This is a genomic window from Methylorubrum podarium (genome assembly GCF_040270385.1).
In the GTDB taxonomy this organism is placed as follows: Bacteria; Pseudomonadota; Alphaproteobacteria; order Rhizobiales; family Beijerinckiaceae; genus Methylobacterium; species Methylobacterium podarium.
The window spans coordinates 22,533-46,821 of sequence record NZ_JBELQE010000060.1 but is presented as its reverse complement, the minus strand read 5'-3'; the positions used below and the strand labels follow the sequence as shown (position 1 = coordinate 46,821).

The 24,289-nt window shown below is 72.6% G+C and carries 24 protein-coding genes and 1 riboswitch; of the genes, 11 read left to right on the top strand and 13 right to left on the bottom strand.

Translation table 11 applies throughout. The annotated features are described in order from the left end of the window. Positions 1-162: 162 nt before the first annotated feature. The 5 genes from ABS772_RS10540 to ABS772_RS10520 all read right to left on the bottom strand — a co-directional run bounded on the left by ABS772_RS10540 (position 163) and on the right by ABS772_RS10520 (position 3,452). The gene (locus ABS772_RS10540; RefSeq protein WP_350394329.1) at positions 163-1,431 is read right to left on the bottom strand and encodes a CCA tRNA nucleotidyltransferase; all 1,269 of its coding nucleotides are present in this window, start codon (positions 1,429-1,431) and stop codon (positions 163-165) included. Further along, the gene (locus ABS772_RS10535) at positions 1,428-1,685 is read right to left on the bottom strand and encodes a DUF6111 family protein (protein WP_350394327.1); all 258 of its coding nucleotides are present in this window, start codon (positions 1,683-1,685) and stop codon (positions 1,428-1,430) included. Before ABS772_RS10535 ends, ABS772_RS10540 begins: the two co-directional genes overlap by 4 nt. 68 nt (positions 1,686-1,753) lie before the next feature. After that, on the bottom strand, positions 1,754-2,425 hold the full coding sequence (locus tag ABS772_RS10530; protein WP_350394325.1) for a CoA pyrophosphatase: 672 nt from the start codon (positions 2,423-2,425) through the stop codon (positions 1,754-1,756). Further along, positions 2,422-3,021, bottom strand: a complete 600-nt coding sequence (locus tag ABS772_RS10525; RefSeq protein WP_350394324.1) for a DUF1285 domain-containing protein — start codon at positions 3,019-3,021, stop codon at positions 2,422-2,424. The genes ABS772_RS10530 and ABS772_RS10525 overlap by 4 nt, the downstream gene beginning before the upstream one ends. Continuing rightward, positions 3,018-3,452, bottom strand: coding sequence for a PaaI family thioesterase (locus ABS772_RS10520; RefSeq protein ID WP_350394322.1), 435 nt, complete (start codon positions 3,450-3,452; stop codon positions 3,018-3,020). Before ABS772_RS10520 ends, ABS772_RS10525 begins: the two co-directional genes overlap by 4 nt. Positions 3,453-3,650: 198 nt before the next feature. Between ABS772_RS10520 and ABS772_RS10515 the strand changes: the two genes are divergently transcribed. The 5 genes from ABS772_RS10515 to ABS772_RS10495 all read left to right on the top strand — a co-directional run bounded on the left by ABS772_RS10515 (position 3,651) and on the right by ABS772_RS10495 (position 13,590). Further along, entirely contained in the window at positions 3,651-4,661 is a 1,011-nt protein-coding gene (locus ABS772_RS10515) for an AAA family ATPase (RefSeq protein ID WP_350394320.1), read from the top strand. Positions 4,662-4,672: 11 nt separating this feature from the next. Next, a complete protein-coding gene (locus ABS772_RS10510) occupies positions 4,673-5,587 on the top strand; it encodes a DUF58 domain-containing protein (RefSeq protein ID WP_350394318.1) in 915 nt (304 codons plus the stop codon). A 13-nt stretch (positions 5,588-5,600) separates the two neighbouring features. Beyond that, positions 5,601-8,474, top strand: coding sequence for a DUF4159 domain-containing protein (locus ABS772_RS10505; protein WP_350394316.1), 2,874 nt, complete (start codon positions 5,601-5,603; stop codon positions 8,472-8,474). 73 nt (positions 8,475-8,547) lie between these two features. After that, positions 8,548-10,638, top strand: coding sequence for a hypothetical protein (locus tag ABS772_RS10500; RefSeq protein WP_350394314.1), 2,091 nt, complete (start codon positions 8,548-8,550; stop codon positions 10,636-10,638). A gap of 51 nt (positions 10,639-10,689) precedes the next feature. Beyond that, on the top strand, positions 10,690-13,590 hold the full coding sequence (locus tag ABS772_RS10495; protein ID WP_350394313.1) for a PAS domain-containing hybrid sensor histidine kinase/response regulator: 2,901 nt from the start codon (positions 10,690-10,692) through the stop codon (positions 13,588-13,590). 142 nt (positions 13,591-13,732) lie between these two features. On the opposite strand, the gene ABS772_RS10490 is transcribed toward ABS772_RS10495, so the two are convergent. From ABS772_RS10490 to ABS772_RS10475, 4 genes are all read right to left on the bottom strand, one after another. After that, complete coding sequence (locus ABS772_RS10490; protein ID WP_350394311.1) at positions 13,733-15,814, bottom strand: methyl-accepting chemotaxis protein; 2,082 nt, start codon at positions 15,812-15,814, stop codon at positions 13,733-13,735. A 218-nt stretch (positions 15,815-16,032) separates the two neighbouring features. Next, entirely contained in the window at positions 16,033-16,383 is a 351-nt protein-coding gene (locus ABS772_RS10485) for an MmcQ/YjbR family DNA-binding protein (protein WP_350394309.1), read from the bottom strand. A 52-nt stretch (positions 16,384-16,435) separates the two neighbouring features. Beyond that, entirely contained in the window at positions 16,436-17,647 is a 1,212-nt protein-coding gene (locus tag ABS772_RS10480; protein WP_350394307.1) for a YeeE/YedE family protein, read from the bottom strand. A 10-nt stretch (positions 17,648-17,657) separates the two neighbouring features. Further along, a complete protein-coding gene (locus ABS772_RS10475; protein WP_350394305.1) occupies positions 17,658-18,629 on the bottom strand; it encodes a sulfurtransferase in 972 nt (323 codons plus the stop codon). Between the two features lie 491 nt (positions 18,630-19,120). On the opposite strand from ABS772_RS10475, the gene ABS772_RS10470 reads away from it, so the two are divergent. After that, the gene (locus tag ABS772_RS10470; protein ID WP_350394303.1) at positions 19,121-19,567 is read left to right on the top strand and encodes a hypothetical protein; all 447 of its coding nucleotides are present in this window, start codon (positions 19,121-19,123) and stop codon (positions 19,565-19,567) included. A 24-nt stretch (positions 19,568-19,591) separates the two neighbouring features. On the opposite strand, the gene ABS772_RS10465 is transcribed toward ABS772_RS10470, so the two are convergent. Next, on the bottom strand, positions 19,592-19,849 hold the full coding sequence (locus tag ABS772_RS10465; RefSeq protein ID WP_238256382.1) for a hypothetical protein: 258 nt from the start codon (positions 19,847-19,849) through the stop codon (positions 19,592-19,594). Positions 19,850-20,052: 203 nt separating this feature from the next. Between ABS772_RS10465 and fae the strand changes: the two genes are divergently transcribed. After that, positions 20,053-20,592, top strand: a complete 540-nt coding sequence (fae, locus tag ABS772_RS10460; protein WP_238256391.1) for a formaldehyde-activating enzyme — start codon at positions 20,053-20,055, stop codon at positions 20,590-20,592. Between the two features lie 149 nt (positions 20,593-20,741). On the opposite strand, the gene ABS772_RS10455 is transcribed toward fae, so the two are convergent. Continuing rightward, positions 20,742-21,095: a helix-turn-helix domain-containing protein gene (locus ABS772_RS10455; protein ID WP_350394301.1), complete on the bottom strand. Its 354-nt coding sequence runs from the start codon at positions 21,093-21,095 to the stop codon at positions 20,742-20,744. A gap of 153 nt (positions 21,096-21,248) precedes the next feature. Between ABS772_RS10455 and ABS772_RS10450 the strand changes: the two genes are divergently transcribed. Beyond that, the gene (locus ABS772_RS10450; protein WP_350394299.1) at positions 21,249-21,563 is read left to right on the top strand and encodes a YdeI/OmpD-associated family protein; all 315 of its coding nucleotides are present in this window, start codon (positions 21,249-21,251) and stop codon (positions 21,561-21,563) included. Positions 21,564-21,698: 135 nt separating this feature from the next. Here the strand turns inward: ABS772_RS10450 and cobO are convergent, their stop codons facing one another. Further along, entirely contained in the window at positions 21,699-22,301 is a 603-nt protein-coding gene (gene cobO, locus ABS772_RS10445; RefSeq protein WP_350394297.1) for a cob(I)yrinic acid a,c-diamide adenosyltransferase, read from the bottom strand. Continuing rightward, on the bottom strand, positions 22,298-22,831 hold the full coding sequence (cobU, locus tag ABS772_RS10440) for a bifunctional adenosylcobinamide kinase/adenosylcobinamide-phosphate guanylyltransferase (RefSeq protein ID WP_350394296.1): 534 nt from the start codon (positions 22,829-22,831) through the stop codon (positions 22,298-22,300). The genes cobO and cobU overlap by 4 nt, the downstream gene beginning before the upstream one ends. Before the next feature lie 81 nt (positions 22,832-22,912). On the opposite strand from cobU, the gene ABS772_RS10435 reads away from it, so the two are divergent. The 3 genes from ABS772_RS10435 (at position 22,913) to ABS772_RS10425 (ending at position 24,278) form a co-directional block, all read left to right on the top strand. Beyond that, positions 22,913-23,389 carry a MarR family winged helix-turn-helix transcriptional regulator gene (locus ABS772_RS10435; RefSeq protein ID WP_350394294.1) on the top strand — a complete coding sequence of 159 codons (477 nt, stop codon included), beginning with the start codon at positions 22,913-22,915 and terminating at the stop codon, positions 23,387-23,389. Then, positions 23,376-23,798, top strand: coding sequence for a DUF1772 domain-containing protein (locus tag ABS772_RS10430; protein WP_350394292.1), 423 nt, complete (start codon positions 23,376-23,378; stop codon positions 23,796-23,798). Before ABS772_RS10435 ends, ABS772_RS10430 begins: the two co-directional genes overlap by 14 nt. A gap of 56 nt (positions 23,799-23,854) precedes the next feature. After that, positions 23,855-24,055: riboswitch (cobalamin riboswitch) on the top strand. Positions 24,056-24,098: 43 nt separating this feature from the next. Then, complete coding sequence (locus ABS772_RS10425) at positions 24,099-24,278, top strand: CbtB domain-containing protein (RefSeq protein WP_350394291.1); 180 nt, start codon at positions 24,099-24,101, stop codon at positions 24,276-24,278. Positions 24,279-24,289 lie beyond the last annotated feature (11 nt).

Genomic DNA, 24,289 nt, shown 5'->3' with positions numbered 1-24,289 from the left:
CCGCTTCTCTCCTCCCCCTTGTGGGGAGGAGGCAGGAGGTGGGGGTGGTTCAGAACGCGGCGGTGCGGTGCCTTCTGCACCACCCCCACCCCGAACCCCTCCCCACAAGGGGGAGGAGACAGGCCATGCTCCGACCGAGGCGATCCACCGGACACCGTCTTCCTACGCCCTCGCCACCTCCAGCGCCCGCGCGATCAGCCGCTCGCGGGCCTCGGCATCGTCCGGGCAGCCGCTGGCGAGCCAAAGTTCCCGGGCCGCCCTTAAACCCGCTCCGACCGCCCGGCCCGGCGGCACGCCCCGCGCCACGAGGTCGGCGCCGGCCACCGGGAAGACGGGACGCGTGCCGGCGGCCTCCATCCGGTCGAACGCGGCGCGCGCGTCCGGCGTGACGAGCGGGCGCGGCTCGCCATCGATTGCGGTCAGTACCGCGCGCAGCGTCTCCGCGCCGTGGGTGGCGACGAGGGCCGGCATCGCCTCCGCGGCGATCACCGGCCGGTCGTGGAGCACGGCGAGCGCCGCGGCGTAGCCGGTCAGGTGCGCGTGCTCGGCCCGCGACAGGCGAAGGCTCGCCTGCAGCCGGTCCGCGTCCTCGACCGTCCGCACGGCGAGCGCCGCGAAGCGGGCGACGGCGTCGAGAGGCGGCGCGGCCGCCGCGCTGCGGGCGAGCCGGCCGCCTTCGCCGACGCCGCCGAGGATGCGCAGCAGCAGGCCGGTCTCGCTGAGGATCGCCACCGCGTCCACGGCGCGGGGGGCGAGCAGCAGCTTCAGGAACTCGGCGCGCACCCGCTCCCGCGAGAGCCGGTCGAGGCCGTCGCGGGCCGCGATCGCGGCGGCGAGCCCCTCGGGATCGGGCGCACCGTGCCCGTAGCGGGCGTGGAAGCGGAAGAAGCGCAGGAGCCGCAGGGCATCCTCGCGCAGGCGGGTCGCGGCGTCGCCGATGAAGCGCACCCGGCCCGCGGCGAGGTCGGCCACGCCCCCGGTCGTGTCGTGCAGGCGCCCCCGCGCGTCGAGCGAGAGCGCGTTGATGGTGAAGTCGCGCCGCTCGGCATCGCGCGCGAAATCGCGGCCGAAGCGCACCACCGCGTGGCGCCCGTCGGTCTCCACGTCCTCGCGCAGCGTCGTCACCTCGTGCGGCTGCCCCTCGACGACGAGGGTGACCGTCCCGTGCTCGATGCCGGTCGCCACCGCCTTGATCCCGGCGGCGCGGGCGCGCTCCGTCACCGCCTCGGGCGGAAGCGTGGTGGCGAGGTCGATGTCGCTGACGATCGCGCCGAGCAGCGCGTCGCGGACGCAGCCGCCGACGAGGCGCGTCTCCTCGCCCGGCGCGTCGAGCGCCGCAAGGCAGGCCCGCACGCCCGCCCGCGCCAGGAGGCGGGCCGGGCCGTCCGCGGCAAGGGGCGAAGCAAGGGGCGAGGGCGCGTCGGCGATCACCGGAAATGCCCCGGCACCAGCCGCCCGTTCTCGTAGCGCGGCGGCTCGTAGCCGTCCTGCACGCGCTGCCCGGTCAGCCCGGTCATGACGAGGGAGGCGATGACGACGAACAGGCCGGCCAGCACCAGCCGCGTCCATTGCGGCTTCCACTCCGCGTGGTCGAGCGGCGAGCGGCGGGCGAAGAGCAGCCACGCCGCGAAGGCCAGGAAGGGTAGGGAGAACAGGAGGAGTTCCTGCAGGACGAGACGGAGCATGGGGTGCGATCAGCGAGGGGCCGCGGGGCGCCCGTCAGGCATTCAGGCCAAGCATTCGGGCCAGGCATTCAGGCGTAGAGGCGTTCGTAGAGGTTATGCACGATCCCCGCCGTGACGCCCCAGATCAGGTGCTCCGCGAAGGGGATGGCGTAGAAATAGCGCGTCCGGCCCCTCCATTCCGCCGAGCGGACGAGATGCCGCGCCGGGTCCATCAGGAAGGCGAGCGGCACCTCGAACACGGTCGCCACCTCCGCCGGGTTCGGGTCGAGAACGGCCTCGCGCGTCACGAGGCCGACCACCGGCTCGACGAGGAAGCCGGTGCCGGAGAGATAGGGATCGAGATAGCCGAGCGGGCGCACCGCCGCGCTCTCCAGGCCGATCTCCTCCCGCGCCTCGCGCAGGGCCGTGTCGATCGGCGAGGTGTCCTCGGGATCGACCTTGCCGCCGGGGAAGGCGACCTGCCCGGAATGGTCGCGCAGATGCGCCGCCCGCTGCGTGAACAGCAGCGTCACGCCCTCGGGGCGGTCGATCACCGGCACCAGCACCGCGGCGGGCCGGTGCGGCGTGGCGGGCGCGACGGCCATCCCCTCCGGCTGGAGGTCGTGGTCGCCGCGCGGGTTCGCCAGCGGCACGCCCGGCCCCGGCGGCACGTGGCTCAGGCGGTTCTCGGCCCGTGCGAGGAAGGCATCGAGGCCGAATCCCTGCCCCTGCGGGCCCGCCGCGTCGCCGGGCAGCCTCACGCGGCCTCCCCGGCGGGGGCGATGCGGTGGAAATGCCCCCCGGCCCAGAGCCCGAACCATTCCTGCCCGTCGATCGCGCGCGCCTCGCCCATCTCCACGAGGTCGTAGGTGAGCGGGCGGCTCACCAGGGCCCAGAGGTCGCGGCGGACATGGAGATAGGGCTTGAGCCCCTCCGCCCCGTCCTCGAAGCGCAGGCGGTGCTCGGCGCCGGCCGGCACGAGGTCGTCCACATTGGTGCGGAAGGCGATGCGGCGCGCCTCGCCCGCGCCCTCCACCGCCATCTCGACCGCCGCGAAGGGCGCGTCGTCCACCTGGATCCGCACCCGCTCGGCGGGGGTGACGAGCACGGTCGAGCCGTCCGGCTCCCTGCGCAGGATCGAGGCGAAGAGCTTCACGAGCTTCGGCCGCCGGATCGGCGAACCGTTGTGGAACCACGTGCCGTCGGCGGCGATGCGGATGTCGATGTCGCCGCAATGCTCCGGATTCCAGCGCTCCACCGGCGGCAGGCCGCGCTTGGCCGGATCCGTGCCGATCGCGCCGAGGGCGGCGCTGAGGCGGGCGAGAGCCGGGTCGTCGGAGGGGTCGTCGGAGGTCATGAACGATCGCCCGGCTTGTCGCGCAGAACCTTCCAGATGCCCGTCACCGCCGCGAGCGGCCGGCCGCCGCTGGTCAGGGTGCCGCGCACGAAGGCGAGGGAGGCGGTGGTGCGCACGATCTCCGGCACCGTCTCGACGATGTCGCCGATCTGCGCGGCGCCGACGAACTGGCTCGACATCTCGACGGTCACGACCCGCGCGCCGTCATAGGCGTCGCGCACCACGATGCTGAGCGCCCGGTCGGCGAAGGTGAGCAGCATGCCGCCGTGGACGATGCCGAGCAGGTTGCCGTGCGTCTCCTCCGTCCGGAAGGCGAATTCCTTCCGGCCCTCGACGGTGCGGTGACAGACGGGGCCGACATGGGCGATGAAGCCCGGATCGGTGAAGGCTTCCCACCCGTCGGGAAAGGCCGCGCGCTCCTCGTCCGTCATCCGGTCCCGCCTCCCGTTCCCCGGGGCGCACGCCCCGCCCGCGATGCACGATGTCGCGGGTGTCCTGCGCTGCCCGCGACGTCCGCCATATAGTGCCGAACTGCCGCGCGGCAGCGCCGCGCTTGCGTTCGGCCCGCGTTCGGCGCCAGACTCCGCACTTTCCGGGCATCCGCGCCCGGTCATCGCAAGGTTCACTTCATGGCACAGGGCGCCGGACCGGCCAGCACGACGAGCCTCGACGACGGGATCGTCGCCACCGCCGAGACCTGCCTCGCCGCGATCGGGCAGGCGCGGGAGGCGATCCACGGGGTGATCTTCGGCCAGGAAAAGATCGTCGATCTGGCGCTCATCACCATCCTGGCCGGCGGCCACGGCCTGCTCGTCGGCCTGCCGGGCCTCGCCAAGACCAAGCTGGTCGAGACGCTGGGCACGGTGCTGGGCCTCGATGCCCGCCGGGTGCAGTTCACGCCGGACCTGATGCCCTCCGACATCCTCGGCACCGAGATCCTCGACGAGAATGCCGAGCGCCGCCGCTCCTTCCGCTTCGTCAAGGGGCCGGTCTTCACCCAGCTCCTGATGGCCGACGAGATCAACCGCGCCAGCCCGCGCACGCAATCGGCCCTGCTCCAGGCGATGCAGGAGCACTTCGTCTCGGTGGCGGGCGAGCGCCACGACCTGCCGCGGCCCTTCCACGTTCTCGCGACCCAGAACCCGATCGAGCAGGAGGGCACCTATCCGCTGCCCGAGGCGCAGCTCGACCGCTTCCTCCTGGAGATCGACGTCGGCTATCCCGACCGCGCCGCCGAGCGCCGCATCCTGATCGAGACCACCGGCGTCGAGGACGCGCAGGCCAGGGCGGTGATGAACACCGAGCAGCTGCTCACCGCGCAGCGCCTCGTCCGGCGCCTGCCCGTGGGCGACGCCGTGGTCGATGCCATCCTCGACCTCGTGCGCTCGGCGAGGCCGGAAGGTGGCGACCCGGCCATTGCCAAAAAACTGCTGTGGGGGCCGGGTCCCCGCGCGAGCCAGGCGCTGACGCTGGCCGTCCGCGCCCGCGCGCTGATCGAGGGCCGGGTCGCCCCCTCCGTGGCCGACGTGAAGGCGCTCGCCGAGCCGGTGCTCAAGCACCGCATGGCGGTGACCTTCGCCGCGCGGGCCGACGGCGAGACGGTGACCGGCCTGATCGGCCAGCTCGCCGCCAAGCTCTGAGTCCGCCGCGGATGGCCTCCACCCGGCTCGTCGAGGCCGAGCGCCGCCGCCCCGGCGGATCCGAGACCGGCGGCGCGCTCGCGCTGGCCGAGGTGATGCCGCGGCTCGTGCTCGAGTCGCGCCGCGTCTCCGGCACCCTGGCGCACGGCCTGCACGGGCGCCGCCGCGCCGGGCCGGGCGAGAGCTTCTGGCAGTTCCGTCCCTTCGTCACCGGCGAGGCCGCCGCGCGCATCGACTGGCGCCGCTCGGCCCGCGACGACCGGCTCTACGTGCGCGAGCGCGAGTGGGAGGCCGCCCACAACATCTGGATCTGGATCGACCGCTCCGCCTCCATGGGCTTCGCCTCGGACCTGGCCCAGACCTCCAAGGTCGAGCGGGCGCTGGTGCTGGGGCTGGCGCTCGCCGACACCTTCGTCGAGGGCGGCGAGCGCGTCGGCCTGCTCGGGCTCACCCGCGCCAGCGCCTCCCGCGGCATCGTCGAGACGCTCGCCCAGGCGCTGGTCAACGACCGGGCCGGACTGAGCCAGGACCTGCCGCCGCCCGCGAGCCCCGGCCGCTTCGACGAGGTGGTGCTGGTGAGCGACTTCCTCACCCCCCTCGATCGGGTGCGGGAGGCGGTGCAGACCAGTTCCGCCCACGGCAACCGCGGCCATCTCGTGCTGGTGGCCGACCCGGTGGAGGAGACCTTCCCCTTCACCGGCCAGGCCGTGCTGCACGACCCCGAAGGCGGCTTGAGCCTCGATATCGGCGAGGCGGGCGCCTGGGGCGAGGCCTACCGCGCGCGCATCGCCGCCCACCGCGACGGCCTGTCGGAGATCGCCCGGCAGCGGGGCTGGACGCTGACGATCCACCGCACCGACCGGCCGGCGAGCGAGGCGGCCCTGCGGGTCCTCACCCTCGTCGCCGCCGCGCGCGGGCTCGGCTGAAAGGCGAACCGCATTGTTCGGGATCCCGCTCACCTTCGCCGCCCCCCTCGCGCTCGCCGCGCTCGTGGCGCTGCCGGCCCTGTGGGTGCTGCTGCGGGTCACGCCGCCGCGCCCGCGCCGCATCTCCTTCCCGCCGCTGGCGCTCGTCGCCGACCTGCTGCCGAAGCGCGAGACCCCGGCCCGCACGCCGCCCTGGCTCCTGATCCTGCGGATCCTGGCCGCCGCCTGCCTGATCCTCGCGGTGGCCGGGCCGGTGTGGAATCCCGGCGGCATCGGCGCCGCCGCGGGGCGAGAACCCCTGCTCCTCGTCCTCGACAACGGCTTCGTCGCGGCCCAGGACTGGCGCGACCGCCTGCGCGCGGCCACCGACGAGATCGAGGCCGCCGCCCGCGACGGGCGCCCGGTGGCCCTGGTCGCGAGCGCGGACGCGCCCGCCCCCTTCGAGGCGAAGGCCCCGGCCGCCGCCCTGGAGCGCCTCCGGGCGATCCAGCCGCGCCCGCATCTCGGCGACCGCGACGCGCATCTGGCCTCGATCGGCACCTTCCTGGAGCGGATGCCCGGCGCCTCGATCGTCTGGATCAGCGACGGCGTGCGCGGGGCGGGCAAAGGCAATGTCACCGGCGATGTCGCCGGCGACTTCGCCACCTCGCTCGGCGCGCTGGCGAGCCGCCACGGCAGCGCCGTGACCGTACTGAGGGCCGAGCGCTCCCCGGCGCTCGCCCTCGAAGGCTCGCCGGCCCAGCCCGGCGACAAGCTCTCGGCGCAGGTGCTGCGGGCGGAAGGCAACGGACGCGACACGGGGCTGGTGCGGGCCCTCGACCCGAAGGGCCTGCCGCTCGCCGAGAGCCGCTTCACCCTCGCCCCGGAGGCGCGGGAGACCAGCGTGAGCTTCGACCTGCCGGTGGAACTGCGCAACGCCATCGCCCGCCTCGAGATCGAGGGCGAGCGCTCGGCCGGCGCCGTCGTGCTGATGGACGAGCGCGGCAAGCGCCGCCGGGTCGGCCTCGTCTTCGGCGGCACGCTCGATCAGGCCCAGCCCCTGCTCGCGCCGACCTACTACCTCGCCAAGGCGCTCTCGCCCTTCGCCGACGTGCAGCAGCCCCGCGGCGGCCAGGGCACCGCCGAATCCATCGGCCAGATGCTCGACAACCAGGTCTCGGTGCTGGCGCTCGCCGATGTCGGCGCGCTCGACGACCGCACCCTCGCGCGGGTGGAACAGTTCGTCGACGAGGGCGGGCTGCTGCTGCGCTTCGCCGGCCCCCGGCTCGCCGCCGGCAACGATCCGCTCGTACCGGTGCGCCTGCGCCGGGGCGGGCGCTCGCTCGGCGGCACGCTGTCCTGGGACCGGCCGAAGACGCTCGCGGCCTTCGCGCCCGAGAGCCCCTTCGCCGGGCTGAACCCGCCCGCCGATATCGGCGTGCGCCGCCAGATCCTCGCCGAGCCCGACGGCGACCTGCCCGGCAAGACCTGGGCGGCGTTGCAGGACGGCACGCCCATCGTTACGGCCGGCAAGCGGGGGCAGGGGCTCGTGGTGCTGTTCCACGTCACCGCCGACACGACGTGGTCGAACCTGCCGCTGTCGGGGCTGTTCGTGGACATACTGCGCCGGGTCGTCGGCCTCGCCGGCCCCTCGGCCAAGCTCGGCGAGGGTGACGGTCGGCAGGCGAAGGCCGCGCTGCTGGCGCCGCGCCTGACCCTCGACGGTTTCGGCGCGCTGGGCTCACCCCCGGCGAGCGCCACCGCCGTGCCGGCCGACTTCGCCGACCGCGCCGGTCCCGAACACCCGCCGGGCTTCTACGGCACGGCGGAGGGCGGCATTGCCGTCAACGCGCTGGTGCCCGGCGACCGGCTCGAACCCCTCGACCTCACCGGTCTGAAGGGCGCCCGGATGGGCTCGCTCGCCGGCGCGGAGACCCTCGACCTGCGCGCGCTGCTGTTCAGCCTCGCGCTGGCGCTCCTGGCCCTCGACACCCTGGCCGGCCTCTGGCTCGGCGGCTTTTTTCGGGGTTCCGGCCGGCTCGCGCGCGGCCGGGCCGCGCCCGCCGCTTGGCTCCTGCCGGCGCTGCTCGGCGCCGCCCTCGCCGTCGCGCCGCCCCCGGCGCGGGCGCAGGAGGCGACACCGGCGCCGGCCGCCAACCGGCCGAACGGCATCGAATCGGCCCTCAACACCCGGCTCGCCTACGTCGTCACCGGCGACGCCGCGACCGACGCGGCGAGCCGCGCCGGGCTGTCGGGCCTGAGCCAGATGCTCGCGGCCCGCACCGCCCTGGAGCCCGGCGAGCCCGCGGGCCTGAACCTGGAGAAGGACGAACTCGCCTTCTACCCGCTGATCTACTGGCCGATCGTCGCCGGGCGCCCGCAGCCGAGCGAGGCGGCGATCCGCAAGATCGACGCCTTCATGCGCAACGGCGGCACGGTGATCTTCGACACCCGCGACGCCCAGACCGCCCGCGCGAACGGTCCGCCGACCCCGGAGACGGCGTACCTGCGCAAGATGCTGGCGACCCTGGAGGTGCCGGAGCTGGAGCCCGTGCCGCAGGACCACGTCCTGACCAAGGCGTTCTACCTCGTCGATTCCTTCCCCGGCCGCTTCAGCACCGGCCAGACCTGGGTCGAGACGATTCCCCCCGCGGGCGAGGGCGGCGAGCGTCGCCCGGCACGGGCGGGCGACGGCGTCACGCCGATCATCATCACCGGCAACGACCTCGCCGCCGCCTGGGCGGTGGGCCGCAGCGGCGAGCCGCTCTACCCCGTCTCCGGCGGCGACCAGCGCCAGCGCGAGATGGCGTTCCGCGGCGGCATCAACATCGTGATCTACACGCTGACCGGGAACTACAAGGCCGACCAGGTCCACGTGCCGGCCCTGCTGGAGCGGTTGGGACAGTAGCGATGATGAACCGTGGCACGCTCTCCTCCCCCACAAGGGGGAGGGAATCCCACCCGCTTGAAGGCCCCGCCCGATGCTGAGCCTCAGCTTCACTCCCCTCGTCCCCTGGCTGGTGCTCGCCGCCTTCGGCGGGCTCGCCGCGATCCTCGCCGTCGTCGCGGTGATGGCCCGCGGGCGCACGGCGCTGCTGCGGGCCATCGCCCTCGGCCTGGTCGTGCTCGCGCTCGCCAACCCCTCGCTGGTGCGCGAGGACCGCGACCCGGTGAAGGACGTGGCGGCCATCGTCGTCGATCGCTCCGGCTCGCAAAGCCTGGGCGATCGCCCGGCCATGACGGAGGCGGTCAAGGCCGAGCTGGAGCGCCGCTTCGGTGCGCTCACCAACATCGAGCCCCGCTTCATCGAGGTCGGCGACGCGCAGGGCGCGGAGGGCGACGACGGCACCAAGCTGTTCACCGCGCTGACCCAGGCGCTCGCCGACGTGCCGCCGGAGCGGATCGCCGGCGTGGTGATGCTCACCGACGGCGTGGTGCACGACATTCCCGCCTCGCTCGGCGCCCTCGGGCTGAAGGCGCCGCTGCACGTCCTCGTCACCGGAAGGCCGAACGAGCGCGACCGCCAGATCAAGATGCTGGAGGCGCCCCGCTTCGGCATCGTCGGCAAGGACGTTACCCTGCGCGGCGAGGTGATGGAGCGCGGCGGCACCGGCACGGCGACCGTCACCGTGCGCCGCGACGGCGAGGAGATCGACCGGCAGAGCATCAGCACCGGCGTCCCGTTCTCGCTCACCACCCATATCGAGCATGGCGGCCCGAACGTGGTCGAGATCGAGGTCGAGCCGCTGCCCGGCGAGCTCACCACGGTCAACAACCGCGCCGTGCTGCCGATCGAGGGAATCCGCGAAAAGCTCCGGGTGCTGCTGGTCTCCGGCGAGCCGCACCAGGGCGAGCGTACCTGGCGCAACCTCTTGAAGTCGGACGCCTCCGTCGACCTCGTCCACTTCACGATTCTCCGGCCGCCGGAGAAGCAGGACGGCACGCCGATCTCCGAGCTCTCGCTGATCGCCTTCCCGACCCGCGAGCTGTTCGTCCAGAAGATCAAGGATTTCGACCTCATCATCTTCGACCGCTACGCCAACCAGAGCGTGCTGCCGCAGGCCTATTTCGACAACATCGTCCGCTACGTCCGCGAGGGCGGCGCGCTGCTGATCGCCGCCGGGCCGGAATTCGCCGGCCCCGCCAGCCTCGCCCGCACCCGGCTCGCCTCGATCCTGCCGGGCGACCCGTCGGCGAAGGTGGTCGAGCAGCCGTTCAAGGCCAACCTGACCGAGACCGGCCACCGCCACCCCGTCACCCGGGCGCTGCCGGGCTCGGAGGCGAACCCGCCGGCCTGGGGCGACTGGCTGCGCATCGTCTCGGCGCAGACCCGGCCGGGCGTGCAGCCGATCCTGTCCGGCGCCAACGGCCTGCCGCTCCTGGCCCTGTCCCGCGAGGACAAGGGCCGCGTCGCCCTGATGCTGTCGGATCAGGCCTGGCTCTGGGCCCGCGGCTACCAGCAGGGCGGCCCCTATCTCGACCTGCTGCGCCGCCTCGCCCACTGGCTGATGAAGGAGCCGGCCCTCGAAGAGGAGGCGCTGCGCGCCCAGACCACGGGCCGGGGCCGCGAGGTCCGCATCGAGCGCCAGACCATGGCCGAGGAGGCCGGTCCCGTCACGATCACCGGCCCGACCGGAAAGGAGCGGAGCCTCGACCTGTCGAAGGCGGAGACCGGCCTGTTCACCGCCACCTTCGAGGCCGAGCAGCTGGGGCTCCACACCATCCGCTCCGGCAGCCTCGTCGCCTTCGTCAGCGTCGGCCCGGCCAATCCGCGCGAACTCGCCGACGTGTTCAGCGACACCGAGCGGCTGAAGGGCGTGGCCGAGGGCTCCGGCGGCACGATCCGCCGGGTCGCCGCCCTGGGCGGCGGGATCGACGTGCCCCGCCTCCAGATCACCCGCGGCGGCCGGCTCGGCGGCGCCGACTGGATCGGTTTCCGCCCGAGCGACAGCGCCACCGTGCGCGGGGTCGAGGTCTATCCGCTCGGCATCGGCCTGTGGGCGCTCGCCGCCCTCGCCGCGGCCGTGCTGGCGATGTGGCTGGTGGAGGGTCGGCGCGGGCGCGCGGCGTGATCTGAAACGGCTCTGTCCGGCGGCGGATCACCTGTGTAAAGCCGTTCGGACATGACCGACTTACCTCCGTTCCTGGCCGGCGGCGGCGAGGCCGCCCGCATGATCGCCGAGCGCGACTGGACGGATCATCCGCTCGGACGGCCCGAGACCTGGCCGGATTCCCTGCGCACGGCGCTCAGCCTCATCCTGAACTCGCCCGAGAGCATGATCCTGGCCTGGGGGCCGGAGCTGCACTTCTTCTTCAACGACACCTATTTCCCGCTGCTCGGCCCCCGCCTCTCCTGGGCGATGGGCGAGCGCTTCGACCGGGTCTGGGCCGATGCCTGGGATCAGGCTAAGCCCATCATCGACGACGCCTTCGCCGGGAAGAGCCGCCACTTCGAGGATCTGCCCTGGACGCTCGCCACCGACCGGGGCGAGGCGCAGACGTGGTGGAGCTTCTCCTACTCGCGGGTGCTCGACGGGGAGGGCCGCATCGCCGGCCTGTTCATCTTCACCAACGAGACGACGAAGCGCATCCGCACGGAGGCCCGCCAGCGCGAGAGCGAGGCGGCCCTGCGCCGCAGCGAATCCCTCCTGTCGGCGACCCTGGAGCGACTGCCGGTCGGCGTGATCATCGCCGACGCGGAGGGGCGGATCGTGCGCGACAACGCCGCCAACCGCGAGATCTGGGGCATCCCGCCGGAGACCGCGAGCTGGGAAGGCTACGGCGACTGGGTCGGCTACTGGCCCGACACCGGCGAGCGCCTGCGCGCCGGGGAATGGGGCATGGCCCGCGCCCTCCTGAACGGCGAGACCGTGCGCGGCGAACTCGTGGAGATCGAGCGTTTCGACGGCGGCGGCCGGCGGCTGTTCCTCAACAACGCCGCCCCGATCCGCGACGGCTCTGGGACCATCGTCGGCGGCGTGGTGGCCGAACTCGACGTGACCGAGCGGGTCGAGGTCGAGCGGCGGCTGCGGGAGAGCGAGGCGCTCGCCCGCGTCAACGCCGAGCGGGTCCGGCTCGCGCTCTCGGCCGGCGCCATCGTCGGCACGTGGTTCTGGGACCTGCCGACCGACCGCTTCACCGTGGACGAGGCCTTCGCCCGCGCCTTCGGCCTCGACCCGGCGCTCGGCCGCGAGGGGTTGAGCCTCGCCCAGGTGGTCGAGACGGTCCATCCCGACGACAAGGCGGCCCTGGCGGAGGCGATCGACGGGGCGATCGCCCGCGGCGGCGCCTACGCCCACCAGTACCGGGTGCGGCGGGCGGACGGCCGCTACTACTGGATCGAGGCCAACGGCCGGGTCGACCACGCCCCCGACGGGACGCCGCTGAGCTTCCCCGGCGTCCTGATCGACGTGGAGGAGCGCCGCGCCGTCGCGGCGGAGCGCGACCGGGCCATCGTGCTCCTGCGCCGGCTCAACGAAACCCTGGAGGAGCAGGTCGCCGCGCGCACCGCGGAGCGCGACCAGATCTGGCAGGCGTCGAGCGACCTTCTCGCCGTGGCCGATTCGAGTGGCCATTTCGTCAGTCTCAACCCGGCCTGGAGCGTCGCGCTGGGCTGGAGCGAGGCCGAGCTGAAGGCCGTCCCCTTCCTCGACTTCGTCCATCCCGAGGACCGGGAGCGGACGCGCGCCGCCGCCGCCGCCCTCGCCCGCGGCGAGATGCAGCTCGGCTTCGAGAACCGCTACCGCGCCCGGGACGGCGGCTATCGCTGGTTCTCCTGGAACACCGTGCCGCGCCAGGGGCTCATCTACGCCTCGGTGCGCGACGTGACCGCGATCAAGGAGCAGGCCCGCGCCCTGGCCGAGGCCGAGGAGGCCCTGCGCCAGAGCCAGAAGATGGAGGCGGTGGGCCAGCTCACCGGCGGGCTGGCCCACGACTTCAACAACCTGCTCGCCGGCATCTCGGGCAGCCTGGAGCTGATGCAGACCCGCATCGCCCAGGGCCGGCTGAAGGACGTCGACCGCTACATGGGCGCCGCGCAGGGGGCGGCCAAGCGCGCCGCCGCGCTGACCCACCGCCTGCTCGCCTTCTCCCGCCGCCAGACGCTGGACCCGCGGCCGACCGACGTGAACCGGCTGGTGAGGGGCATGGAGGATCTGATCCGCCGCACGGTCGGCCCCACCATCACCATCGAGGTGGTGGGCGCGGCCGGGCTCTGGCCCTCCCTGGTCGACCCGCCGCAGCTCGAGAACGCGCTCCTGAACCTCTGCATCAACGCCCGCGACGCCATGCCGGAGGGCGGGCGCATCACCATCGAGACCGCCAACAAGCGGCTCGACGCGGCGGCCGCGCGCCAGCACGACATGCCGCCGGGCCCGTACCTGTCGCTCTGCGTCACCGATACCGGCACCGGCATGACCCCGGACGTGCGGGCCAAGGCGTTCGATCCGTTCTTCACGACGAAGCCCACCGGCCAGGGCACGGGTCTCGGCCTGTCGATGATCTACGGCTTCGCCAAGCAGACCGGCGGGCAGGTCCGGATCTATTCCGAGCCCGGCGAGGGCACGACCGTCTGCCTCTACCTGCCGCGGTTCCACGGCGAGGCCGAGGAGCCCGATCCGCTCGGATCCCTGGTGGACGCGCCCCGGGCCGAGCAGGGCGAGACGGTGCTCGTGGTGGACGACGAGCCGACCGTGCGGATGCTGGTGACGGAGGTGCTGGAGGATCTCGGCTACACCGCGATCGAGGCCGCCGACGCGGCCGCCGGCCTGAAGGTCCTGCAAACGGACGTGCGCATCGACCTGCTCATCTCCGATGTGGGGCTCCCCGGCGGCATGAACGGCCGCCAGATGGCCGACGCCGCCCGCGTCTCGCGCCCCGATCTCAAGGTGCTGTTCATCACCGGCTATGCCGAGAACGCGGCGGTCGGCAACGGCCAGCTGGAGCCCGGCATGGCGGTGCTGACCAAGCCGTTCGTGGTCGAGACCCTGGGCCTGCGCATCCGCGAGATCATTTCGCGGGGCTAGAGCATTGTCGAGCGGGGTGGATGCCGGCTCGCGTGAAGTACGTGCGGAAAATCAGTAGCTTGGCGCGTTTTCCGCGATCCGGAGATGTTAAAAAATGCGCTCCGGCCGGTCCCTTTCCGGCCGGTCGCCTGGGGCCGGCGCGTCAGGCCCGGATCGAACCGACGAAGTGGTGGACGGAACTCCGGAGCTGGGTCGATTGCCCGTTCAGGGCGATGGCGTCCTGCAGGACCATGTCCGCCGCCCGCCCGGTGGCGTTGGAGGCGTCGATGACCGACTCGATCTCGCCGGTCGCCAGACGCATGCCCTGCGAGGCCGCCGCGATGTTGCGCGCGATCTCCTGGGTCGCCGTCGATTGCTCGTCGATGGCGTAGGCGATCGCTTCCGCCATGCCGTTGGCGCGCCGGATCGCCTGCGTGATGTTGGCGATGGCCTGCACCGTCTCCGTCGTCGCCACGCGCACCGAGCCGATATGCGCCGCGATCTCGTCGGTGGCTCGGGCGGACTGGCCCGCCAGCGCCTTCACCTCCGAGGCGACGACGGCGAAGCCCTTGCCGGCGGCGCCGGCACGGGCCGCCTCGATCGTGGCGTTGAGCGCCAGCAGGTTCGTCTGTTCCGCCACCCCGCGGATGAGGCCGAGCACCTCGCTGATCCGTGCCGCCGCGGCGCCGAGATCGGTGACCTTGGCTTCCGTCGAGGAGGCCTCCCGCGCCGCCTCGGAGGCCGCCGCGGAGGATCCCCGCGCCTGCTCGCGGATCTGATCGATCGAGGCCGAGAGTTCCTCGGCCGCCGCCGCCACGGCCTCGATGTTCTGCGAGGCCGAGCGCGAGAGCCGCGCGGCTTCCGCCGAGCGCAGGTCGGCTTCCCGGGCCGTGCCGGCGAGGCTCGTGGCCTGCGCCTCGAACGAACCCGCCGCCGTGGCGACCTGCCCGACGATGCCGCCGACCGAGCTGCCGAACTGGTCCGCCGTCCGCTCCAGGCTCTGGCGCCGCTCCGCCTCGGCGTTCTGCCGCAGGCTCTCGCGCTCGCCCCGCAGCCGTTCCGCCTCGGCACCGTGGGCCTTGAGGACGTCCACCGCGCGGGCGATCTCGCCGATCTCGTCGCGGCGCTCGGTTCCGGGCACCACGACGTCCCGCGCGCCCTCGACGAGCTGCGTGATGGTCCGTGCCAGCGAGGCCAGCGGCTGCACGACGCGGCGCGTGAGGAACACCACGATGCCGAAGGTGCAGAGGACGACGAGGAGCACCGCCGCGCCCGCCGCGATGAGGCGGTACAGGGCCGAGGCGATCGTTTCGTCGGCCGTGGCGAGCGCCGATCGCAGGGCGGCGTCCCGGACGGTGAGGATCGACTGGAGCATGGTGGTGGTGTGGGGCCGCCACTCGACGAGGCTCATCGGAGGCTCGGTTCCGTCGCGGCCGGCCGCGAACATCCGTGCCATCACCTGGCCCGGATCGGCGATGAAGCTGCGCTCCACCAGCGTGAGGGCGTCGATCAAGGGCCCTTCCGTCTCGACCTGCAGCACGCTGCGCTGCAGCCGCTGCCATGCCTGCTCGATCCGGCCGTTCATCTCGTGGATCTGGACGATCAGGCCCGGCGAGAAGCGCTGCTTCGCGCCCGCGTACTGGCTGAACCAGATCGAGCGGCTGCCGCCGATGTCGCGCAGCTCCATCGCGAGGCTGACGACCGGCACCGCGCGGGCGATGTCCGGGTTCTTCCGGGTGACGTCGATCTCCATCGTGCCGAGCGTCTTCGCGTTCTGCGCGACGATCGCGATCAGGGCCTTCTGGAAGGTCTTCGCCGCCTGCTCGTCGCGCTCCTTCAGCGGCTTGGCGATCTCGCGGTCGGCGGCCGCACGGGTCTCGTCGAGCTGGCGGATCGTCGGCAGCAGGGCGCGCTCGAGTCCGGCCCGCTTGTCGGACGGCAGCGCGGCGACGGCGCCCATGATCCGCCCGGTGACGGCCTCGGTCGCCTTGCGGTTCGCCTCGGCCGAAGCCAGGATCGCCTGCTGTTCGGCCCGGTCGGAGAGCAGGAGCTGGTTGTAGGAGCCGCGCTCGAGCGCGAGGCGCTCGTTGAAGCGGGCGACCTCGCCCAGGACCTCGACGAGCTGGCGCGCTTCGTCGGCCTGCGACCAGCGCTGCCATTCCTGCCACGCGATGAAGGAGCTCGAGCCCGCCGCGACGAGGCCGACGGTCGCCATGCACGAGACGAAGAGACTTCGGACGCGCATCGATCCCCGGCCATTTCGACAATGATCGCCACGGCGGCGTCGCCGGCCATAGAGCGACGAGATCTGTGAACGATCGGTTGATCGGGATCCATTTCAGGTTTCACCCGCGGTTCTCGTCTTTCCGCCGCGGCAAGAAAGGTTGGACGCGCGCCGTGGGCCGACGAGGTCTGACGTCGAGGAGCGCACCGGTCGGCGCCTCGTCGCGAGGACGGGGTTCGTTACGCCCGCCCCTGCGCGGCTTCGAAGCGCGCGACGAGGCGCTTCGGCGCCACCGCCCGCCAGCGGCGCAGGAGGAAGGGCCGGAGCCGCTCCGGCTCCAGGGCCGCCAGCCGGGCGAGGACGATCGCGTGCCCCTCGTAATGGGGCGTGACGTGGAAGGTCGCGGGATCGGCCGCCCTCAGCATGTCGCGCTCGTCCGGCGGCACGCCGAGGAGGACGAGACTGTCGTCCTCAGGCCGCAGGCGGGTCACCAGCTTGCCGCGCAGCTTGAGCGCGGGCGTGCCGTAGGAGGTCGAGGCCTCCATCTCCGGCAGCGCCAGGCCGACGGCGAGGACGTCTTCCCAGGTCATTCCCGGATGATCGCGGATCGGGGCTGGGAACGGAAGAGCGACCCGTGCTCCGTCAGGCGAGCAGGCCCAGGCGCCGCCCCAGCCACAGCGTCCCCGCCGCACTGGCGAACATCGCGACGCCGAAGACCCAGCCCGAGACGGCGCCGGCCATGATGCCGGAGAGCAGCGTGCCGACGCTGCAGCCGAGCCCCGTCATCGCGCCCCAGCCGAGCAGCACGCCGCCGGCGAGGCCGCGCACGGCCTGTCCCGGTGTCGGCAGGGCGGGCCGGAACTGGCCGGCGACGAGCGCGGCGGCCAAGGCGGCGAGGACGAGGCCGCCGACGAACAGGCCGTTGGGCGTGAGGATCGCGTCGCGCACCGCCGTGGCGCAGCCGCGGAAGGTGTCGAGCCCCTCCAGCCGGTCCGGCAGCAGGCCGAGCGCCCCCGCCGCCTGCCGCGAGCGGCCGCCGATCTCCGCGGTGACGCCGAGCGGGCCGACCCGGAGATAGGCGAGCGTCCCGAGCGCCCCGATCGCGAGGCCCCCGAGCCAGACCGGCCAGCGCGTCACGAACAAGGCGCGGAACGGGTCGAGCCGGGCCGGCGGCTCCGGTGCGGGCAGCCGGCGCAGGAGCGGCCAGGCCAGGGCCGCGAGCAGGGCCAGCGACAGGGCGAGACTCGGGCCGTAGCCGAGATGGCGCGGCAGCCACGGCACCGGCGCCTCGGAGAGGCTGGCGAGGTAGAGCGGGTTCCAGCTCAGGAAGCCGAGGACGAAGCCGAGCCCGGTGCCGAGAAGCGCGAAGGGCGCCGTCGGCGAGCCCTCGCCGAGGCGGTAGAGATGGGCGCTGATGCAGGAGCCCGAGATCGCCATGCCGGCCCCGAAACTGAGCCCGGCCAGGACCAGGACCGGTCCGACCGGGCCGATATGCGCGTCCGGCGGCAGGCGGCTGCCCGACGGGTCCGGCATCCAGGCGCCGAGCACCACGGCGTAGCCCGCCGCGCCCGCCGCGAGGGCCGCCAGGATGCCGAGCATCCCCCTCGGATCGCCCGCGACCAGACAGTCGCGCCACTGGCAGTAGAAGCAGAAGCGGCTGCGCTGGAGCACGAAGCCGAACAGCGCGCCGAAGACGAGCGACAGGGCGAGCCGCGTGCCGCCGGGCTCGCCCGAGAGGCGCCAGGCCGCCGCCGCGAGCCCGGCGGCGATGAGTGCGGCGATGCCGGCGGCGAAGGGCGCAGCCACGCTTCGGGTCGAGAGAGGCAGCACCTCTCCCGGATGGGCAGCCCTCACCGCGTCGTCCTCACTTGCCGCCCCAGACGGTGCCGGCGAGGTTGACCACCGGCACGCCCACCGCGTTGCCGTACTCGGTCCAGGAGCCGTCGTAGTTGCGGGCGTCGTAGCCGAGGATGCGGCTCAGGACGAACCAGGAATGGCTCGACCGCTCGCCGATGCGGCAGGAGGTGATGATCGGCTTCGAGCCGTCGATACCGGCCGCGGCGTAGAGCGCCCTCAGCTCCTCCCTGGATTTCAGGGTGCCGTCCGGGTTCACCGCCTTGGCCCAGGGGATGTTGACCGAGCCGGGGATGTGGCCCGCGCGGATCGCCAGTTCCTGGATGCCGGGGGGCGCGATGACCTTGCCGCTGAACTCGTCGGGCGAGCGGATGTCGAGGATCTGCTCGTCGCGCTCCTTCCGGGCCACCGCCAGCACGTCGGCGAAGCGCGCCCGCAGCTTCGGCGAGGGCGCCTGCGCCGTGAAGGCCGAGGGCGCGACCTCGGCGCTGCGGGTGTCGAGGGGACGCTTCTCGGCCTCCCACTTCTTGCGCCCGCCATCGAGGAGCTTGACGGTGTCGACGAGGCCGTACTGGGCGAGCACCCAGGCGCCCCAGGCGGCGAACCAGTTGTTGTTGTCGCCGTAGAGCACCACCGTCGTGTCCCGGTCGATGCCGAGGCGCCGGGCCAGCGCCGTGAACTTGTCCGGCCCGGCGATGTCGCGGCTCACCGTCTCGACGAGATCGGTGTGCCAGACGACGTTCTGGGCGCCCGGGATGTGGCCGCGCTCGAACACGCCCGGCTCGACGCTGACCTCGACGATCCGGAGGTTCCGGGCATCGAGGTTCTTCTCCAGCCACTCGGTCGAGACGAGGGGATTTTTGTGGGTCGCGTCCGGCTTCGTCGCGCTGTCTTTGGCCGCCGGGTCCGGCGCGGCGGAGAGGCCCGTTGGGGCGAGGAGGCCCGCGGCGACGGCGAGCAGGAGGGCGGATTTGCGCAGCACGGGACAGGCTCCGGATCGGGCAGCCGAGATCGTCCGGAGCCGCGGGGGCTCCGGCAGGACGGGTTCGGGAAGGTTGGGGCCGTCCGCCGCCGCTTTCGCCCGCCGAAGATCCGCCCGCTCGGGCGGTTGTTCCGGATGAGCGCAGTCGAGGCCGGACCGCACGTCAATGTCGCCGCGTCGAGCGCGCCCGGTCAACGGAATAATGATCCGTATATTTCGTGTTGCCGACGGTTTTGCTTCCGCAGGGCCCGTCCGAACATGAAGGACTATCTTGCGCCCTCGAACGTGCGGCCGATTTCGGCCGACGACGGAGCATCTGGGCCGCGCCGCGCGGGCGGCACCCCACGGATCGGGACCGACGGCGCCGGCCCGCGCAGGCCGGCGCAGGGGCGATCTCGGGCCGGCCGGCTTGACCGGGCAAGCTGGACTGTTTCAATGCGCCGGTTCCCGCCCTTTTACGGGCGGACGATGGCGCGTGGATGAGGCGGCAGATGGCGACGACTTTTCGGCGGCTCGCGCTCCCGCTCGCGCTGGGCGCCAGCCTTTCCGTCTCGGGCTGTACCGGCTTCGGCTACATCTCCCAGACCTACGTCTCCCAGGTGCCGCAGGTCGTCACGATCGGCTGCAACGAGCCCTACGAGATCTACGACAACCGCCAGCGCCGCCGGGTGCTGGTGGTGTCGAACACCCTGCGCGAGGTGACGGGCTGCGATGTCGGCCGGGTCGGCGCGGGCCGTCCCCCGGCCGAAACGCGCGCCGCGCGCTTCCGCACCGCGGCGCGCACCTATCTCGACGAGACCGTGCGCGAGGATTGCCGGATCACCGGCGAGACCGTGTTCAGCGACCTGCAGACCGAGTTCTCCTACGCCTGCGACGCGCCGGTGGAGACGCGCGGGACGGTGGTGCCGCGCCTGCCCGGACGGCGCACGCAGCGCTGATCGGGAGCGCGCTCGGGACGCGTGTCAGGTGTCTTGCGGGCCGAAGAAGGTCCGCTCGGTCGCGTCGCCCGCCGCGGCCAGCAGCGCCCGGGCGAAGGCCCGCGCCTCCCCCCGGTCGAGGCGGATCACCGCGGTGACGGGACGGCCGCCGAGATCGGGCAGGCCCAGTTCCAGGCGCACGCCCTCGCCCTCCGCCGTGGCGGACAGGCTCCAGCCCGCCTCCCGGCCCGCTCTCTCGCCGCCTCGCCCGCCGCCCCTGCTGCCCTTGCCGGGCTCGCTCATCGAATCGGTCCTTTCGGTCTCGCGCGCTCCTGACATGAGCGATTTTCGGATGGCAGACCAGGGGGACGGCGCGGGGCCGCCAAAGGGCTGTCACGGAACCGACGAGTGGTCGGTCGACGATTGACGCGCGTGGCCGGGGATGGTGTCTGCGCGCCGACCGCCCGCCGGGCGCGCCATCACACGACACCTGAGGGATGACCGACATGTCCGAGATCTGGTTCCGCACCGGCGAGGCGACCGTGCTCGCCGCCGAGGGGCAGTTCACCGACGCGATGCCGGAGGTGCTGATCGGCTCCACCCGCGGCCCCGTGGGCCACGCCTTCGCCGGCATGCTGGGGCAGGTCCAGGGCCATACCCGCATGTTCGTGGTGCGCGACCTCAACCAGCTCGTGCGCCCCTCCACGATCATGACCACCAAGGTCACGATCCACACCGCCGAGTACGCCGAGCTTCTCGGCGGCGTGGTCCAGGCGGCCACCGGCGACGCGATCGTCGATTGCGTGATCGAGGGCATCCTGCCGAAGGCCGATCTCGACGAGCTGTGCATGATCATCACGATCTGGCTCGACGAGCGCTGCGCCAAGGACGAGAACCTCGACCGCAAGGACCTCTACCGCACCAACTACGAGGCGACGAAGCTCGCCATCGCCCGCGCCATGAAGGGCGAGCCGACGATCGACGAGCTGATCGCCAACCGCAAGACGGTGAAGCACTACGCGCTCGAAGACATCATCGAGTACTGATTGTTTGGAGGACGGGGCGCGGCTCGGACCGCGTCCCGGTCGAGGCGATCGAGCATCGTCCCGAAAGGTGGTCACCGGCGTTCGGAAAAAGACGATGCAAAGACAAGACCCTGGAACATCGTCCTGGATCAGATCTCCAGGACGATGGTCTAGGGTTTCGCCAGGGCGGCGATCGGCAGCCGCCACGCCTCGGCGATCCGCCGGATCTGCTCCAGGCTGAGCGGGCGCTTGCGGTTGAGGATCTCGGAGGCGTGCGGGCGCGAGCCGAGAAGCTCGGCCAACTCGGCTTGCGAGCGTCCCATCTCGCCGATGGCGAAGTGGAGGATTTCGACGGGGTCGCCCTCCGGCACCGGATGATGCGCCCGCTCGTAGGCTTCCGCGAGGGTCGCCAGCACGTCGAGCTTGTCGCCCTCCGGCGTTCCCACGGCGGCGCCCCACAGCCGGTCGATTTCCTTCAAAGCCTCGGTCAGGTCGGCGTCCGTGCGGATCGGGCGGATATCCATAGCGGGGTCCCGGAGTTCAGACCCATTCCGTTTGACTATGCGAGGGGCTGCTTGCGACCCGAAGTGGACGACCGATCGTTCAGCGAGCGGCCCTGAAAGCGGAATTTTACCAACCCGTGTTAGATCGGGGGGTGTCGCGACGCGGGGAGCTTCGTGGTGACCGATTTCCTGCACGGGACCGTCCACGAGGCTGCTGAAGACCTGCAAGCGGCATTGCAGTCGGACGCGATCGCCCTCGAGCTTTGGGCGAGCCTGACGCCGCTTGGGAGAAACGAGTTCATCTGCTGGGTCGAAGACGCGAAGCAGCCGACGACACGCCGACGCCGCATCGAGCGGATGAGAGACGAACTATTCGAGGGAAAGAAGCGGCCATGCTGCTGGGCGGGCTGCATCCATCGCACCGATAAGGCTCCGAGCCGTTGGCAGCAGACCGTTCTGATCGACCGGCGAGGGAAGAGAAGCCTGTAGATGCGCCTGAAAGCGAAGATCTGCTTTCGCCTGACACCAAGCGGAAGCTGTCGATCCGCAAACCACCCTCAGCAACCCGTCGCACTATCGATCTGATCGGGTTCGGACCGCAGAATCACGAGACCAGACGCCCCCTCAGAACTCGATCCCCTCCTGCGCCTTCACCCCCGCCGAGAAATGGTGCTTCACGCTGCCCATCTCGGTGACGAGGTCGGCGGCCTCGATCAGGGCCGGCTTGGCGTTGCGGCCGGTCACGACGATGTGGAGGTCGGGGCGCCGCGCGGCGAGGTCGGCGAGCACCGCGTCGAGATCGAGATAGTCGTAGCGCAGGGCGATGTTCAGTTCGTCGAGGACGAGCAGGCGGATCCTCTCGTCCGCCATCAGCGTCTTCGCCGTGTCCCAGGCGTTGCGGCAGGCGGCGATGTCGCGGGCCTTGTCCTGCGTCTCCCAGGTGAAACCCTCGCCGAGCGCGTGCCAGGCGATCTGGTCGCCGAATTGTTTCAGCGCGCGGGCCTCGCCGGTGTCCCAGGCGCCCTTGATGAATTGCACCACCCCGACCCGGTGGCCGCGCCCGAGCATCCGCAGCACGAGGCCGAGCGCGGCCGTCGTCTTGCCCTTGCCGGGGCCGGTATGGACGATCAGCAGGCCCTTCTCGATCTTCTTGGAGGCGACCTCGGCGTCCTGCACCGCCTTGCGCTTGGCCATTTTTTCGCGGTGGCGGCTGTCGTCGTCGCTCATGCGGGATTCTCTCGTGAGGGTTTGACCGTCAGCGGCAGGCCCGCGACGGTGAGCACGACCCGGTCGGCGTCGCGGGCGAGGCGCTGGTGCAGCCGCCCGGCCGCGTCGCGGAAGCGGCGGGCCAGCGCGTTGTCCGGCACGATGCCGAGGCCGACCTCGTTGGCCACCAGCACCAGCGGGCCCGGCGCCGCGGCGCAGGCCCGCGCCAGGGCCTCGGTGGCCGCGTCGAGATCGGCCTCCGCCAGCAGCAGGTTGGTGAGCCAGAGCGTGAGGCAATCGACCAGGACCGGCCCGGTCGAGGCGGCCACCGCCTCCGGCAGGGCCGTCGGCACGTCGAGGGTGCGCCACGCGTCCGAGCGCCGCGCCCGGTGCTCGTGGATGCGGGCGCGCATCTCGTCGTCCCAGGCCTGCGCCGTGGCGATGTAGAGCCAGGGCGCGGGGCAGACCTCGATCAGCCGCTCGGCATAGGCGCTCTTGCCCGAGCGCGCGCCGCCGAGCACCAGGGTCATCCGGGGAGCGGCCTGAAGCATCCGTCCCCTTTGCCCCAGGGGCCGCTCCGGCGTCAAAGGCCACATATTGACAACATGCTGTCTAATAGACAATATGTTGTCATGTCATCGACGAGGAACGAAGCCGCGGACGCCGCGACCGCCCTGGTGCTGGAGATTTTCCGGTCCGGCGGCGCGCTGCTGGCCGCCGGTGACCGTCTGGTCGGGGATCTCGGCCTCACCAGCGCCCGCTGGCAGGTGCTCGGCGCCGTCGCGCTCGCCGCGCAGCCCCTGCCGGTCGCCCGCATCGCCCGCGACATGGGCATGACGCGCCAGGGCGTGCAGCGGACGGTCAACGAACTGGCGACCGACGGCCTCGTCACCTTCGGCGACAACCCCCACCACCGCCGCGCCCGCCTCGTCCTCCTCACGCCCGCGGGCCGGGACGCCTACGCGGCGGCGGCGGCGCGGCAGGCCCCCTGGGCGGCGGCGCTCGCCCGCGATCTCGACCCCGCGGCGCTCGAGGCGGCCCGCGCCCTGGTGCGGACCATCGGCGAGCGCGCTTGCGAACTTCCGGGAGACCACGATGCTGATCGGTGAACTGGCCCTCGTCACGGCGGCGGCCTTTGCCGGCGCGGCGCTCTATGTCGGCTTCGTGGAGCATCCGGCCCGGCTGGTCCTCGATCCGGGCTGCCAGTTGCGGCAATGGCGCCCGAGCTATCGGCGGGCGACGCGGATGCAGGGCGGGCTGGCGCTGGCCGCCACCGCGCTCGGCCTGCTCGCCTGGGCGGGAACGGGCGATCCGCGATGGGGGCTCGGGGCGGCGCTCGCGCTGGCCAACTGGCCCTACACCCTGCTGGCGATCATGCCGACCAACCGCGCCCTGCTCGCCACCGCGGAGAGCGATCCCGCCGTGGCGCCGCTGATGCGGCGGTGGATCCGGCTGCACGCGGTCCGCAGCGGGCTCGGTCTGGCGGCGGTCGCGGCCTTCCTGTGGGCTCTGCGGTGATCGCGTCGTGATCCGTCAGTCGGTGCGCGGCACGTTGTGCGTCCGCCCGCATCAGGCTATGACCGCCCGGTGACGGTGCCCCGGCGACGGGGTGAAAAGGGAATGCGGTGAGAGGTTTTTGAAAAAACCTCGATTCCGCGGCTGCCCCCGCAACTGTGAGCGGCGAGCTCCTGCCACGAGCCACCGGGCGATCCGGGAAGGCGGCAGGCGCGACACCAGCCGCGAGCCAGGAGACCTGCCGTCCGACCGCGTTTTGTGTCCTCGAACGCCGCCGGTGGGGCGGCCGGAGCCCGTGACCCGATGACGACAGCGACCCTTCAGACCCAGGCCGCCACCCGCTCGGCTGAGGGCGCCCGCGCGCTCCTCGTCGCCGCCTTCCTCGGCCTCGGTCTCGTCTTCGTGGCGGGCTTCGCCCCGGCGACGGTGCTGCACAACGCGGCGCACGATTTCCGCCACGCGCAGAACTTCCCCTGCCACTGAGCGCGCGCGTT

Bases quoted from the DNA above. Each gene is read 5' to 3' on its own strand.
- ABS772_RS10435 (WP_350394294.1), top strand. From the start codon at position 22,913: ATGTCATCGACGAGGAACGAAGCCGCGGACGCCGCGACCGCCCTGGTG.
- cobU (WP_350394296.1), bottom strand. From the start codon at position 22,831: ATGCTTCAGGCCGCTCCCCGGATGACCCTGGTGCTCGGCGGCGCGCGC.
- fae (WP_238256391.1), top strand. From the start codon at position 20,053: ATGTCCGAGATCTGGTTCCGCACCGGCGAGGCGACCGTGCTCGCCGCC.
- ABS772_RS10515 (WP_350394320.1), top strand. From the start codon at position 3,651: ATGGCACAGGGCGCCGGACCGGCCAGCACGACGAGCCTCGACGACGGG.
- ABS772_RS10500 (WP_350394314.1), top strand. From the start codon at position 8,548: ATGCTGAGCCTCAGCTTCACTCCCCTCGTCCCCTGGCTGGTGCTCGCC.
- ABS772_RS10495 (WP_350394313.1), top strand. From the start codon at position 10,690: ATGACCGACTTACCTCCGTTCCTGGCCGGCGGCGGCGAGGCCGCCCGC.
- ABS772_RS10465 (WP_238256382.1), bottom strand. From the start codon at position 19,849: ATGAGCGAGCCCGGCAAGGGCAGCAGGGGCGGCGGGCGAGGCGGCGAG.
- ABS772_RS10485 (WP_350394309.1), bottom strand. From the start codon at position 16,383: ATGACCTGGGAAGACGTCCTCGCCGTCGGCCTGGCGCTGCCGGAGATG.
- ABS772_RS10490 (WP_350394311.1), bottom strand. From the start codon at position 15,814: ATGCGCGTCCGAAGTCTCTTCGTCTCGTGCATGGCGACCGTCGGCCTC.
- ABS772_RS10425 (WP_350394291.1), top strand. From the start codon at position 24,099: ATGACGACAGCGACCCTTCAGACCCAGGCCGCCACCCGCTCGGCTGAG.
- ABS772_RS10520 (WP_350394322.1), bottom strand. From the start codon at position 3,452: ATGACGGACGAGGAGCGCGCGGCCTTTCCCGACGGGTGGGAAGCCTTC.
- ABS772_RS10455 (WP_350394301.1), bottom strand. From the start codon at position 21,095: ATGGATATCCGCCCGATCCGCACGGACGCCGACCTGACCGAGGCTTTG.
- ABS772_RS10525 (WP_350394324.1), bottom strand. From the start codon at position 3,021: ATGACCTCCGACGACCCCTCCGACGACCCGGCTCTCGCCCGCCTCAGC.
- ABS772_RS10535 (WP_350394327.1), bottom strand. From the start codon at position 1,685: ATGCTCCGTCTCGTCCTGCAGGAACTCCTCCTGTTCTCCCTACCCTTC.
- ABS772_RS10430 (WP_350394292.1), top strand. From the start codon at position 23,376: ATGCTGATCGGTGAACTGGCCCTCGTCACGGCGGCGGCCTTTGCCGGC.
- cobO (WP_350394297.1), bottom strand. From the start codon at position 22,301: ATGAGCGACGACGACAGCCGCCACCGCGAAAAAATGGCCAAGCGCAAG.
- ABS772_RS10510 (WP_350394318.1), top strand. From the start codon at position 4,673: ATGGCCTCCACCCGGCTCGTCGAGGCCGAGCGCCGCCGCCCCGGCGGA.
- ABS772_RS10470 (WP_350394303.1), top strand. From the start codon at position 19,121: ATGGCGACGACTTTTCGGCGGCTCGCGCTCCCGCTCGCGCTGGGCGCC.